Origin of the sequence: Devosia limi DSM 17137 (assembly GCF_900128975.1) — a bacterium.
Taxonomy (GTDB): Bacteria; Pseudomonadota; Alphaproteobacteria; order Rhizobiales; family Devosiaceae; genus Devosia; species Devosia limi.
In genome coordinates this window covers 335,196-349,485 of record NZ_FQVC01000001.1, presented here as the reverse complement: position 1 = coordinate 349,485, position 14,290 = coordinate 335,196, and the positions used below count along the sequence as shown (strand labels likewise).

Below are 14,290 nucleotides of genomic sequence, written 5' to 3'. Positions count from 1 at the left end.
CCCCACCCCCGATGTCATCCCGGCGCAGGCCGGGATCCATTCTGTGCATTACCCGCAAGCTGGATGTGGCTGAGGGCCTTCAGCCTGGATTCCGGCCGCCGCCGGAATGACCCTGCGGACAAACCCGCATCCCACCCTAACCACCCCCTCAGTGCTTGGGCTCATGCGATTTCCGGATCGCCCGCACCATCAGCCACACCACCAGCAGCACGATTGGCGCCGCGATCGACAGCGTCATGGTCTTGTGCCAATGCAGCATTTCCAGCGGACCAGCCAGCGCATAGCCGACAATCCCGAGCAGGTAATAACTGATGGCAATGGTCGACAGCCCCTCGACCGTCCGCTGCAGCAGGAACTGGCTGCGGCCGGTCCGGGCAATGCTGTCCAGCACCGCGGCGTTCTGCACCTGCATATCAACCCCAATGCGCACATTGAGCATGCCGATGGCGCGCTCGATCTTTTCCGACAGCACCGCCAGCCGCTTTTCCATCGCCGCACAGGTGGCCAGCCCCGGATCGACCCGGTTGCCGATATAATGGGTCAGTGTCGAACCGCGCGTCGTCGAATTCTCGCGAATGCCGGCCAGGCGCATCCGCAGCACGTCGCCATAGGCATGCCCCGCCGCAAACCGATAGCCCAACCGCTCGGACAGTTGCCCCGACCGCACCGATAGCGCATGCAATTGCGTCAGCGCCGCCTGCACCGTCTCGGCCGTGGTCGCCTCCGACAGGCCCTCGACCAGTTCCGTCAGTTCGATCTCGACAGTCCGCAATTCGGCATTGGACGACCGGGCCAGCGGCAGGCCCAGCAGCGCCATGCTGCGATAGGTTTCGATCTCAAGCAGCCGCCGCACGATGATTGACCGCCGCAGGACCGACAGTCCACCCGCCGCCAGCTCGAAGCGCGTGTAATGGTCCGCATCGGTGACAAAGTCGGTCGCCACCTGCGCCTTGCCGTTTTCCACGTCTGCAAGGCAGAGGCTGGCCAGGTTGAAGCCGGGCACCAGATGGTCGGGAATGGTCCTGTCGGCGATCACGTCGAGGCGCATTGCGCCAAGCAATTGCCCGTCGCTCAGCGTTTCCAGCCCGATATCGGTCGGCCAGCTCTCCATGTCCTCGGACGCGGTGCGCCAGGTGACCGTGACGAACTCGGTGTGAAATTCCCAGGTGACGTGCCGCGTCGCGGTATTGAAGCTGTGCTGGCGACTGCTTTGCTCGGGCACTTCCACCCCGGCCGCCACACAGAATTCGCTGAACTGCGCAAACGCCCCCATCATCGAGCCGGCCTCAGCCGGCATCACCACGACCAGCCGGCGCAGCCGGCAATAGTCGTCGATGATCTCGACCGGGCGCGCATGAACCTCCGCCATGATGGCGGCGCGATAAGGATGGTCGATGAGTAAGGCTGCAGCCACGATATGCTCCGATACCGCCCGGACCGGGCAGGTCGGTAATCAGGCGCTCGCGCCGCCGTCTTGGCAATGAGGCGTTAGGGCGCACGACTTTGGTCGATGGTCGCCAGGATCATCTGCGCAATTGCCGGATTGCCGCGCGACCAGCTCAGCCAGAAACTGAGATCATAAGCGGCAGGCAGCGACCAATGCGGCAACTCCGCCCTTATGCGCGTCACCGAACCCAGCGGCAGCACCGAGACAAAGCCGTGATTGAGGACGAGGTTGACGATCACCGGGATGGAATCCACCTCGATCAGCTGCAGCGTGCCCCGTTGCACCGGGCTTAGATAATCATCGAGAATCCGGTTGATGCGCTGGCGCAGTCCACTGCGCGGACTGGGCACCGCCAGCGGCGCCGAGAGCAGGGCCCCGGCGATGTCGCCGTCCAGCTCCGGCGCCCCGATAACAGCCAGCGGCGTCGTTGCCACCACCTTGCCGTCGAGGTCCGGCGGCAATGCATCGGTGTCGAGAAACGCCGCGTCGAACAGCCCGCTCTTGAGTCCGCGCAGCAGGTCCTCAGCCGTGGTCGAGCTGACAAATAGCGGTGCTCGCGGCCGCTCGTTCAGCCACCGGGCGACCAGACTGGCAAGCCAGCGCGCAATTTCGCTTTCATAGCCCAGCGGCATCACCGATCCCAGCCGGGCCGTCGCCGCACTCTTGCGAAACCGCTCTTCCGCCGCCCGCGAAATCCGCGCCCAGGCCGCCAACAGGGCGTTGGCGCGGCCGGCCATTACCGCGCCTTCGGGCGTCACGATTGTGCCCGCGCTCCCCCGGATCAGCAGGCTGGTGCCAAGCGTGGCTTCAAGCTGGGCAATCTGGCGTGTCAATTGCGGCTGCCCCAGCCCCATCGCGCGCGCCGCCCGCCTTATGCTGCCCAGCGCCACAACCTGCGCATAGCGCTCAAGCGCATCCAGCTTGATCGATTTGTCCGGCGCAATCTGGCGCGCCAGTGCCGCCGCCGCCGCAATCTCCGGCGCCAGCCGCACCGCCTCAAGGCTGGTGACCAATCCCGACCCGGCCCGCTCCACCAGCCCGACCGAGATTTCGCCTTCCAGACGCGCTATAGAAGCAGCGACGCTCGACACCGGTCGCCCCAGCAGGCGCGCCGCCCCGCGCACACTGCGCTCGCGCAGCACCATATCGACTGCAATCAGCGTTGCCGTATCCATTTGCCCACCATCTGAGCAGGCCGATTGGATGCACAAGAAAACTGCATAGCCTGTTCACAATTTGGGATATCCCATGATCGATAACTATCCAATAGCGTACCGCCTATGAACAAGTTGGCGATGACATTGACGGGCCCTGCAATTCGCCTGAACGGCAAGCCGATGAGCTTTGCCGATATGGCCCGGATCGGTGCGCGCTGTGCCCGGCTGGAAGCCGATGAATCGGCTCTGGCCCGCGTCGCCGAAGCCCGCATCGTCGTCGAAGATGCCATCGCCGCCGGCCAGCCGGTTTACGGTTCCACCACCGGCGTCGGCGCCATGAAGGACGTCGAATGGACGCCCGAACAGCTTGATGCCTTCAATCTCGGTCTGGTCCGCGCCCACCATTTCGGCACTGGCGATGCCTTCCCCGATGATGTCATCCGCACCGCCATGGCCATTCGCGTCAATATGGCTTTGACCGGCCGCGTCGGCTGCACCGTCGATCTCGTCGAAGCCTATATGGCGCTGCTCTCCACCGATGTTGTCCCGGTCGTCCGCCGCACCGGCTCCATCGGCTGCGCCGATATCGGCCTCATGGGCCAGATCGGCGCCGTCTTGACCGGGGCAGGGGAGGCCACCTTTTCCGGCGCCCGCATGCCTGCCGAGCAGGCGCTTTCCGCTGCGGGCCTGCGCCCCTTCAAGCTCGCCCCGCGCGATAGTCTGGCCTCCATTTCCACCAATGCCGTCGGCTATGCCGCCGCCGCCAGCGCCCTGCGCTCGGGCGCCGGTGCCGTCCGCGTCCTGCTGGCCACCGCGCTCACCACCGCCGGCGCCCTCGGCGCTTCCCGCGATCCGTGGAAGGCCGTCGCCCATGTCGGCACCGAGCGCGAAGCCGGCATTGGCGCCTGGCTCTATTTCAACGCCATGGGCTGGGATTGGCCCAACGCCACCCACATCCAGGATCCGCTCAGCCTGCGGATGATGAGCCAGGTCTTTGCCACCGGCTTCGATACGCTGGTCGCCGCCGGCAAGACCCTGCTCGCCGCAACCGGCCGCACCGATGACAACCCGGTCGTCGCCGGCGGCCAGGTGCTCACCTCCGGCGGTTCGCTCCCGCTCGATGTCACCGTGTTCATGCAGACCGCCCAGCTCGGCATGGCCCATCTGGCGCGCAATTCCTTCAATCGCTGCGTGCTGCTGGGCAATGGCGGCCGCCGCGACCTGCCGGTCAATCTGGTCGCCCCCGGCGCCATCGCCACCGGCTTCGGCCCGATCATCAAGCTGGCCGGCGAACTCTTCGCCCGCGTGCTCACCCTGTCGGGCCCAATCTCCGCCAATTCGCTGGTGGTCGCTGGCGGCATCGAGGATGAAGCGGCCTTCCTGCCGCTGGTGGTCGAACGCTTCGAGCGTCAGGTCATGGCCCTGCGTCGCCTCGCCGCGCTCGAAGGCATCCTCGCCGCTCAGGCCATGGACATCTCCGGCGATCGCCCCGGCAATGTCCCCGGCATCATCTACAATCTCGTCCGCACCCACGCCGACTTCTACGTTTCCGACCGCCCGCTCTCATCGGAAGTCGAAGCCGTGGAACTCGCGCTGGGGTCGGAGGCTTTAATGGATGAACTCATTTCACACTCTAGCATCATGGAATTAGATGAGTTTTTCGCTCTGGGTCCGCTGATGTAGAATTTCGGGCCTCGCTCAAATCTGACAAGACGTTACGGTAGGGATAGCCGGGTCACCAATCCGGACAACAGGGAGAATACCATGCGCCTGACAACCAAACTCCTGAGCGCTGTCGCTGCGCTCGCTCTGACGGTAACTGCGGCCAATGCGCAGGTCGTCGTGTCCTCCAAGATCGACACCGAGGGTGGCGTTCTGGGCAATATCATCCTGCAGGTCCTGCAGAACAACGACATCCCGGTCACCGACCGTATCCAGCTCGGCGGCACGCCGATCGTGCGCGAGGCCATCACCGCCGGCGAAATCGACATCTATCCAGAATATACCGGCAATGCCGCCTTCTTCTTCGAGAAGGCCGATGACCCGCTGTGGAACAACGCTGAATCGGCCTATGCCGAAGCCAAGAAGCTCGATTACGACGCCAACAAGATCGTCTGGCTGGCCCCGTCCCCGGCCAACAACACCTGGGCCGTCGCCGTCCGCAACGACGTTGCCGAAGCCAACAATCTCAGCACCTTCAGCGAATTCGGCGCCTGGGTTGCCGGTGGTGGCGAAGTCAAGCTCGCCGCCTCGTCCGAGTTCGTGAACTCGCCGGCCGCGCTGCCCAAGTTCGAGGAAGTCTATGGCTTCAAGCTCTCCCCCGAGCAGCTGATTACCCTGTCGGGTGGTGATACCGCCGCCACCATCGCCGCTGCTGCCCAGCAGACCAATGGCGTCAACGCCGCCATGGTCTACGGCACCGATGGCGGCATTGCCCCCTCGGGCCTCAAGGTTCTCGAAGACGACAAGGGCGTGCAGCCGGTCTACCAGCCCGCGCCGATCATCCGCGAAGCGGTGCTGACCGAATATCCGCAGATCGAAGAACTGCTGGCCCCGGTTTTCGCCAAGCTCGATCTGGTGACCCTGCAGACCCTCAATGGCCGCGTTCAGGTCGGCGGTGAAGCCGCCTCCGCCGTGGCCACCGACTTCCTGACCACCAATGGCCTGCTGAAGTAGGTCCTCGGATCACACGGTCACCGTGGCAGAATATCGCCACACGCACCGGACGGCACCTCCCCCGTGACGGGGGAGGTTGGGAGGGGGCGCCAGGAATTCTGGCCCGGAACCACCTCCCTGACCCTGTCGACTTCCGCATCGCTGCCTAGGCACCAGCCGTCCATGGCAACCCCCGGAGCCAGCATGAGCATCGCCGAAACCGCGCCCACCACCACGACACGACCCGCCTGGCTGGCGCTCGACAAGATCGGCGTCCTCATCGCGCTGGTTTCTGCTGCCGGCGCCGCCTTGCCCTTTGCCCTGTTCCGGGCCAATCGCATCGTTCTGGGCGAGCCAAAGTCATTGCTCGCCGCGCTGCCGGCCCCCGAAACCACCATTCTCGTCGCCGTCCTGCTGCTCGGCTTTGCCGCCGCCCTGCTGCGCTTCTCCGCCCGGATCAAGCTGACCATCGGCTTTCTGGTCCTCGCCGTGCTGTTCATATTCATGGGGTGGTCGGCTAGCTACCTGACGCCCGATGGCGATACCTTCGCCCGCGTTTCGCCCGGTGCCGGCTTCTGGATCCTCGCCTTTGCCTTTGCCCTGCTGGTCGCCGATGCGCTGACCCGGCTCAAATTCGGTCCCTGGCAACGCATTGCCATCCTGTTCGCCGTGGCCGCCGCCCTGGCCCTGCTGCTGTGGAGCGGCAGCTGGAATGATCTCTCCATTCTCAAGGAATATTCCACCCGCGCCGCCGCGTTCTGGAATGAGGCGCGCACCCATCTGGCGCTGGCCTTTGGCTCGGTGGCCATTGCCATCGTTGTCGGCGTGCCGCTGGGCATCCTCTGCTACCGCGTCAAGGCCGTGCGCGCCGTGGTGCTCAACACCCTCAATATCGTTCAGACCATTCCCTCGATTGCCTTGTTTGGCCTGTTGATCGCGCCGCTCGCCTGGATAGCCGCCAATGTCGCCGGCGCTTCGGCAATCGGCATCTCCGGCATTGGCACCGCGCCGGCTCTGGTGGCCCTGTTCGCCTATTCGCTGCTGCCCGTCGTGTCCAATACCGTCGTCGGCCTGCAAAGCGTTTCGCCCGCCGCCATCGATGCGGCCAAGGGCATGGGCATGACCGGCCGGCAGCGCCTGTTCGGCGTCGAACTGCCACTGGCCTTCCCGGTGATCCTCACCGGCATCCGCATCGTCCTGGTGCAGAATATTGGGCTGGCCACCATCGCCGCGCTCATTGGCGGCGGCGGTTTCGGCGTATTCGTGTTCCAGGGCATTGGCCAGACGGCGATGGATCTGGTGCTGCTCGGCGCCGTGCCCACCGTGGCTCTGGCATTCGCTGCAGCAGTGGTGCTCGACGCACTGGTTGAAATGACGTCGCGGGGAGGCAACGCGCCATGATCGAAATTGACGGCATCACCAAAATCTATGGCGAGACCCCGGTGGTCGATAACGTCACCCTGACCGTTGATCCCGGCACGATCTGCGTCGTGGTCGGCACCTCGGGGTCCGGCAAGACCACCCTGATGCGCATGATCAACCGGCTGGTCGAGCCCACCTCCGGCACCATCCGCATCGATGGCGAGGACACCCGCAACGTCCCCGCCTATGAGCTGCGCCGCCGCATCGGATACGCCATTCAGGGCCATGGCCTGTTCCCGCACCGCTCGGTTGGCCAGAACATCGCCACCGTCCCCAAGCTCCTCGGTTGGGACAAGCCGCGTATTGCCAACCGCGTCGACGAGCTGATGGACCTGTTCCAGCTCGATCCCGCCCAGTTCCGCGATCGTCTGCCCAATGAGTTGTCGGGCGGCCAGCAGCAGCGCGTCGGCGTTGCCCGCGCGCTTGCCGCCGAACCCAATATTCTGCTCATGGACGAACCCTATGGCGCGCTCGATCCGGTGATCCGTGCCAAGGCGCAGGAAGACCTTCTGGCCATCCAGCGCCGCTTCAAGACCACCATCGTGCTGGTCACCCACGACATGGAGGAAGCCATCCATCTCGGCAGCAAGATCGCGGTGATGGATAAGGGCAAGCTGCTGCAATATGACGTGCCCCAGCAGATCATCGCCCGCCCGGCCACGCCCTTCGTCGCCGAACTGATCGGCACCTCCGAGCGTCCCTTCCGCCTGCTGTCTCTCGGCAGGGTCGCCGACCATATCGAGCCCGGCGAAGCCACGGGCACCCCACTCGATGCCGGCGTCTCGCTGCGCGATGCCTATGCCGAATTGCTCTGGTCCGGCCGTCCGGCCCTGCCGGTCACCCGCGATGGCGCCGTGGTCGGGCAGGTGACACTGGCCCAATTGTCGCGCCTGGCGGCGCGTCCGCAATGAAGATCGGCCTCGTCGTCCGCCTGATCGTCCTGCTGCTTCTGCTGGCCTTTCTGGTCAGCCCGCAATCCTTTGCCGGCTTTTTCACCCTCCTGACCAAGAACAACCAGCCCCCCATCTACAATCAGGGCAGCCTGCTCGATCTGACGCTCAATCACCTGGCCATTGTCGGCATCGCCACCCTGGCCGCCACCATCATCGCCGTCGGCCTGGCCATTCTGGTCACCCGCCCCTTCGGCGCCGAATTCCTGCCGCTGTCGCGCTCGCTGGCCAATATCGGCCAGACCTTCCCGCCCGTGGCCGTTTTGGCGCTCGCCGTCCCCATGCTCGGTTTCGGCACCGCGCCAACACTGGTGGCGCTGTTCCTCTATGGCCTGCTGCCAATCTTTGAAAACACCCTGACCGGCCTCTCCAATCTGCCCTCCGCCGTCACCGACGCCGCCAAGGGCGTCGGCATGACCGGCTGGCAGCGCCTGCTCAAGGTCGAATTGCCGCTGGCCCTGCCGGTGATCCTCGCCGGCATCCGCCTCTCGGTGGTCATTTCGCTGGCCACCGCCACCATCGGCTCCACCGTCGCCGCCCGCACCCTGGGCGAAGTCATCATCGCCGGCCTGCTCTCGGGCAATACCGCCTTCGTGCTGCAAGGCGGCCTCATCGTCGGCGCCCTCGCCGTCCTCATCTACGACGCCCTCTCCGCCCTCGAACGCTTCCTCATGGCCCGCACCGGCCAAGCCGGGAGAGCCGCCGCGTGACGAATTCATCCCCGTTACCGCAGTCATCTACTGTGTTCACTCGCGACTTCGGTCCACTAGCGCGGACATCGCTCCTTTCGCCTCCCTCCCCCTTGAGGGGAGGGACCGAGGGTGAGGGTGCTGCGCCCACCCCCCGCTCGGCGTCCTGCCGGCCCCTCAGCCCCCCAGCCCCCCACCGGGCCGAAGAGGCCGGTGTCGGGCTCGCTGCAGCTGCCTTAGCAACTCACCGGGTCATCCCGGCGCAGGCCGGGATCCATTCTGAAGGCCATCCACGACACCCAGCCTGCAGAGCGATCAGTCCCGGTCTCGCCCCGGCCGTCCTCCCAGCTCACGACGTCATCCCGGCGAAAGCCGGGATCCAGTTTGCCGAACCATCCCGAAACTGGATTCCGGCTTTCGCCGGCATGACGGCGGTGGATGTGACCATTCCTGTGAAAGCCTGCAGCCATGTCTGATTTCGATCTCGTCCTCGCCGGCACCGTCGTGCTGCCCGATCTCATCGTCGAAAACGGCTATGTCGCCGTGCGCGATGGCAAAGTCGTTCATGTCGGCGAAGGCACGGCGCCCAGCGCCCACGAACGCCACGACCTTGGCAATGCCCTGATCCTGCCCGGTGCCATCGACGCCCAGACCCATTCGCTGAGCCAGAAAAACCAGGAAGACTTTATCTGGTCCACCCGCTCGGCCGCCGCCGGTGGCGTCACCACCATTGTCGATATGCCCTATGATGAGGGCAATCTGGTCTGCTCGGCCGAGGCCGTGCGCTCCAAGGTCGCCCACGCCTCCGGCCAGGCCCGCGTCGATTTCGCGCTCTACGGCACCATCGACCCGGAGGAGGGCGCTGCCCGCATTCCCGAGCAGGTCGAGGCCGGCGTCGCCGCCTTCAAGTTCTCGACCTTCGGCACCGATCCCAAGCGCTTCCCGCGCATTCCACCCGCGCTGCTCGAAGAGTGTTTCGCCGCCATCGCCCCCACCGGCCTCACCGCCGGCGTCCACAACGAGGACGATGAAGCCGTCCGCGCCGCCATGGACAAGGTCAAGGCGCTCGGCATCACCGATCATCGCGCCCACGGCCTCAGCCGCCCGCCGCTGACCGAATTGCTGGCCAGCCTGCAGATCTACGAAACCGGCGCGCTCACTGGCTGCCCGGCCCATGTCGTCCACTGCTCGCTCGGCCGTGGCTATGACATCGCCGCCAGCTACCGCGCCCAGGGTTTCGACGCCACCATCGAATGTTGCATCCACTACCTGACGCTGGATGAGGAGCACGACGTTGCCCGCCTCGGCGGCAAGGCCAAGATCAACCCACCGATCCGCTCCCGTGCCGAAGTCGAAAAGCTCTGGGAGCATGTCCGCAAGGGCAATGTCACCATGGTCTCGACCGATCACGTCTCCTGGTCGGAAAACCGCAAGACCAATCCCGACATGCTCGCCAATGCCTCGGGCGTACCCGGCCTCGAAGCCATGGTGCCGCTTTTCGTCAAGGGCGCGCTGGAGCGCGATATCTCGCTGACTTGGGCTGCCAAGCTGCTGGCAGCAAATCCTGCCCGCCATTTCCGCCTGCACCACCGAAAAGGCGCCCTGACTGCAGGCAAGGATGCCGACATTTCCGTGCTGTTCCCACGCCCCAAAATCTATGACGCGGCCGAGAGCGGCAACAATGTTGTCGGCTGGTCGCCCTATAACGGCATCGAACTGCCCTGGACCGTCGGCATGACCTATTTGCGCGGAAAACTGGCCTTTGACGGGGCTAATGTCATCACCGCCCCCGGCTCCGGCCAGTTCGTTCGCCCCGAGGTATCGGCATGATCCGCAACTTTTCCATCAGTACGGCCCGCATCGGCAGGGACATCGATGCACTGGCTTTGATCATCGAGCCCGACCGTCCATTCACCCGCCGCGCCTTCACGCCGATCTTTCTCGAAGGGCGGGCGTGGCTGCGGCAAGCAATCCAGCATGCTGGTTTTTCCAGCCATGTCGACGCGGCCGGCAATCTCATCGCCACCATCCCCGGCAAGCGCCCGGAATTGGGCTCGATCATGCTCGGCTCCCACTCCGATACCGTCCCCGATGGCGGCCGCTTTGACGGCATTGCCGGGGTCATCGCCGCCCTCGAAGTCGCCCGCACCCTCAGCGACCGCGGTATCCAGCTGGACCACACTCTGGAGATCGTGGATTTCCTCGCCGAAGAGGTCTCGATCTTCGGCGTTTCCTGCGTTGGCAGCCGGGGAATATCCGGCACGCGGCCGGCCGAATGGCTCTCCCGCCGCAGCGATGGCATCACGCTGGATGAGGGCATTACCCAGGTCGGCGGCAATAGCGCTACCGATGCGAAGCGCAGCGATATCAAGGCCTTCCTTGAACTCCATATCGAGCAGGGCCCGGTTCTGCAGGATGAAGAGCTCGAAATCGGCGTCGTCACGGCCATTGCGGGGATAACCCGGCTGGAGATCATCGTCGAAGGCCGTGCCGACCATGCGGGGACAACTCCGATGGGCTCGCGCAAGGATGCCCTCACCACCGCCGCCTGGATCGCCCTTGGCGTCGAGGAATTGGCCACCGCTCTGGCCGCTGGCGACGCCCATTTCGCCGCCACTGTCGGCGAGTTCGTCATGGAGCCAAACGCCGCCAATGTCGTCCCCGCCAAGGTCCGCATGCTGATCGACGCCCGCGCCGAACGCCGCGACGACATGGAACGCTTCGTTGAGGAGCTCCAGGCCGGCATTGCAGCCATTTCTGCCCGCACCGGCGTACCCGTCGGCCAGCCGCGCATTGTCTCGGACAATCAGCCAACCCCTTGTGATCCAATGCTTTTAGAGGTTCTGGACGCTGCCTGCGACAGCGCCGGCGCCACCCATCGCCGCATGGCCTCCGGCGCCGGCCACGACACCGCCTGGATGGCCCGCATCACCCGCAGCGCCATGATTTTCGTCCCCTGCGTCGATGGCCGCAGCCACTCCCCGGACGAGTTCGCCGCCACCGAAGACATCGCGCTCGGCGCCGCAGTCCTGCTCAATGCAGTGATCGCGCTCGACCAAAAACTGCAGAAGGAACAATAACATGGGTCGCATTCTGACCGAAAAGGACGTCGAGGCTGCCGTCAAGGGCGGCTCCGTCTATGCAGCGGGCGGCGGCGGATGGGCCGATCATGGCCGCATGCTCGGCTACGCCGCCGTCAGCGTCGGCAAACCCGAACTGGTTGATATCGACGAACTCGACGACAATGACTGGGTCGCCACCGCCGCCGCCATCGGCGCCCCGGCCTCCACCACCCCCTGGGAAATGCAGGGCGTCGACTACATCAAGGCCGTCTCGCTGCTGCAGGACGCCCTGGGCGAGAAGCTGACCGGCCTGATGGTCGGCCAGAACGGCAAGTCATCGACGCTAAATGGTTGGCTTCCCTCGGCAATTCTCGGCACCAAGGTTGTTGACGCCGTTGGCGACATTCGCGCCCACCCCACCGGCGACATGGGCAGTATTGGCATGGCCGGCTCGCCAGAACAGATGATCCAGACCGCAGTCGGCGGCAATCGCAGCGAAAATCGCTATATCGAACTGGTCGTCCGCGGCGCCACCGCCAAGGTCTCGCCCATCCTGCGCACTGCCTCCGACCAGTCCGGCGGCTTCATCGCCTCCTGCCGCAATCCCCTGCGCGCCAGCTATGTCCGCGACAACGCTGCGCTGGGCGGCATTTCGCTGGCCCTGCGCCTCGGCGAAGCGATCATCGCCGCGGAGGGCAAGGGTGGCACCGCCGTCATCGACACTATCGCCAAGACCACCGGCGGCACGATTTTGGTTTCCGGCAAGATCACCCGCAAGGCCGTGACCTATACCAAGGAAGCCTTCGACATTGGCACGGTGACGCTGGCCAGCGGCGACGTGCTGCATGTGATGAACGAATATATGGCGGTCGACACCAGGGACGGGCAGCGCGTCGCTACCTTCCCCGATGTGATCACCACGCTCTCGAGCGACGGCGAACCACTCAGCGTCGGGCAATTGCGCGAAGGCATGGAGATCTTCGTGCTGCACGTACCCAAGACGGTGATCCCGCTCAGTTCTTCGGTGCTTGACCCTACGGTCTATCCGTTTGTCGAAGAGCGCATGGGGATTGAGCTGGCCAAATTTGCGCTGGGGTAATCACCAGGCCGTCCAACAATTGGGAGCCACCTCCCGCATAGACAAAATGAGGTTCTCCATGCCCACACCCAATCCACGCCATCCCGATTTCCCAATTCCCGGCGGCCCCGAGCTGCGTGCCAAGGGCTGGCGCCAGGAAGCCTTGCTGCGCCTGCTGGAGAACGTGCTCAGCGTTGGCGAGAACCCGGATGAACTGATCGTCTATGCCGCTCTGGGCAAGGCCGCGCGCAACTGGGCCAGCCACAAGGCCATCGTCGAAACCTTGCTGCGCATGGACGAGGACCAGACGCTGATCATCCAGTCCGGCAAGCCCATCGGCCTACTCAAGACCCATGCCAGGGCACCGCTGGTCATCATGGCCAATTGCAACATTGTCGGGCAATGGGCCAAGGCCGAAGTGTTCTACGAACTGGAGAAGAAGGGCCTGATCTGCTGGGGCGGGCTGACCGCTGGCGCCTGGCAATATATCGGCAGCCAGGGCGTCATCCAGGGCACTTATGAGATTTTCATGCGCATCGCCGAGAACCGCTTCGGCGGCGACCTGGCGGGCCGATTTATCCTCACCGCCGGCCTCGGCGGCATGGGCGGCGCGCAGCCGCTAGCCGGTCGCATGGCCGGTGCAGCCATTCTCTGCGTCGATATTGACGCCGACCGGGCGCAGAAGCGCCAGGAGATCGGCTATCTCGAGGCAATCGCGCCGGACCTCGATACCGCACTGGCCATGATCGACAAGGCCGTCGCCGAAAAGCGGGCCACCTCGATTGGCCTCGTCGGCAATGCTGCCGAGATTTACCCCGAGATCGCCCGGCGCGGCATCGTCCCCGATATCGTCACCGACCAGACCTCGGCGCATGATCTGGTCTATGGTTACGTGCCCAAGGGCATGTCGCTTGACGAGGTAAAGCGCCTCCGCGTCGAAGGCCCCGGCCAACTCATGGCCGCCAGCCAGGCCTCCATCGTCGACCACGTTCGCGCCATGCTGGCCTTCCAGCAGGCCGGCTCCGAGGTCTTCGATAATGGCAATCTGATCCGCACCCATGCCAGGGCCGGAGGCGTTGAAAACGCCTTCGACATCAAGATTTTCACCGAAGCCTATCTGCGTCCGCTGTTTGCCCGCGCAATCGGCCCATTCCGCTGGATGGCGCTCTCGGGGGATCCGCAAGACATTGCCAAAATCGACGACAAGCTGCTCGAAATGTTCCCCGACAACAAGATCGTCACCAACTGGATCGCCTTGGCCCGCCAGCATGTGCCGTTTGAGGGCCTGCCGGCGCGGATTGCCTGGCTGGGACATGGCGAGCGCACCGCTTTGGCCCGCGCCGTCAACGCCATGGTGGCTGATGGAACGCTGGCTGGGCCGGTGGCTTTCAGCCGCGATCACCTTGATGCCGGGGCGATGGCGCATCCCAATATCATGACTGAGAACATGAAGGATGGCTCCGACGCCATCGCCGATTGGCCGTTGCTGGACGCGATGCTGCTCTGTTCGTCCATGGCCGATCTGGTCGTGGTTCACTCCGGTGGCGGCGGCTATGCGGGCTATATGACCTCGGCTGGTGTGACCGTCATTGCTGACGGTACGCCGGGTGGCGATGAGCGGCTGGAACTGTCGCTGACCAACGACACAGCCCTCGGCGTCATGCGCTATGCCGATGCAGGATATGAGGAATCTCTTGATGAGATCGCGATCAAGGAGATCGGGCATATCGCGGTAGGATAGCAGACGCCCACCGGGTCATTCCGGCCAAGGTCGGATTCTGTGTCCCCACGAGCGCCGCGATGGCGGGGATGGCCTTCAGCATGGACCCC

The 14,290-nt window shown here is 64.8% G+C and carries 11 protein-coding genes; 9 read left to right on the top strand and 2 right to left on the bottom strand.

The window, feature by feature from the left end; all coding sequences use genetic code 11:
• Nucleotides 1-148: 148 nt before the first annotated feature.
• Both BUA69_RS01550 and BUA69_RS01545 read right to left on the bottom strand, forming a co-directional pair.
• Nucleotides 149-1,414, bottom strand: coding sequence for a DUF3422 domain-containing protein (locus tag BUA69_RS01550; RefSeq protein WP_046133632.1), 1,266 nt, complete (start codon nt 1,412-1,414; stop codon nt 149-151).
• A gap of 74 nt (nt 1,415-1,488) precedes the next feature.
• Nucleotides 1,489-2,622, bottom strand: coding sequence for a LysR family transcriptional regulator (locus BUA69_RS01545; RefSeq protein ID WP_046133631.1), 1,134 nt, complete (start codon nt 2,620-2,622; stop codon nt 1,489-1,491).
• 120 nt (nt 2,623-2,742) lie between these two features.
• Between BUA69_RS01545 and BUA69_RS01540 the strand changes: the two genes are divergently transcribed.
• From BUA69_RS01540 to BUA69_RS01500, 9 genes are all read left to right on the top strand, one after another.
• A complete protein-coding gene (locus BUA69_RS01540; protein WP_046133655.1) occupies nt 2,743-4,287 on the top strand; it encodes an aromatic amino acid ammonia-lyase in 1,545 nt (514 codons plus the stop codon).
• An 81-nt stretch (nt 4,288-4,368) separates the two neighbouring features.
• A complete protein-coding gene (gene osmF / locus BUA69_RS01535) occupies nt 4,369-5,280 on the top strand; it encodes a glycine betaine ABC transporter substrate-binding protein OsmF (protein WP_046133630.1) in 912 nt (303 codons plus the stop codon).
• A gap of 183 nt (nt 5,281-5,463) precedes the next feature.
• The gene (locus tag BUA69_RS01530) at nt 5,464-6,660 is read left to right on the top strand and encodes an ABC transporter permease (RefSeq protein WP_046133629.1); all 1,197 of its coding nucleotides are present in this window, start codon (nt 5,464-5,466) and stop codon (nt 6,658-6,660) included.
• Nucleotides 6,657-7,592, top strand: a complete 936-nt coding sequence (locus BUA69_RS01525) for an ABC transporter ATP-binding protein (protein ID WP_046133628.1) — start codon at nt 6,657-6,659, stop codon at nt 7,590-7,592. The genes BUA69_RS01530 and BUA69_RS01525 overlap by 4 nt, the downstream gene beginning before the upstream one ends.
• Entirely contained in the window at nt 7,589-8,341 is a 753-nt protein-coding gene (locus BUA69_RS01520; protein ID WP_046133627.1) for an ABC transporter permease, read from the top strand. The genes BUA69_RS01525 and BUA69_RS01520 overlap by 4 nt, the downstream gene beginning before the upstream one ends.
• A gap of 447 nt (nt 8,342-8,788) precedes the next feature.
• Nucleotides 8,789-10,150, top strand: coding sequence for a dihydroorotase (locus BUA69_RS01515; protein ID WP_046136175.1), 1,362 nt, complete (start codon nt 8,789-8,791; stop codon nt 10,148-10,150).
• Nucleotides 10,147-11,400: a Zn-dependent hydrolase gene (locus BUA69_RS01510; RefSeq protein WP_046136176.1), complete on the top strand. Its 1,254-nt coding sequence runs from the start codon at nt 10,147-10,149 to the stop codon at nt 11,398-11,400. The genes BUA69_RS01515 and BUA69_RS01510 overlap by 4 nt, the downstream gene beginning before the upstream one ends.
• A gap of 1 nt (nt 11,401) precedes the next feature.
• Nucleotides 11,402-12,481, top strand: a complete 1,080-nt coding sequence (locus BUA69_RS01505; protein WP_046136177.1) for a thiohydantoin desulfurase — start codon at nt 11,402-11,404, stop codon at nt 12,479-12,481.
• Nucleotides 12,482-12,539: 58 nt separating this feature from the next.
• The gene (locus tag BUA69_RS01500; RefSeq protein WP_046136178.1) at nt 12,540-14,201 is read left to right on the top strand and encodes a thiourocanate hydratase; all 1,662 of its coding nucleotides are present in this window, start codon (nt 12,540-12,542) and stop codon (nt 14,199-14,201) included.
• Nucleotides 14,202-14,290 lie beyond the last annotated feature (89 nt).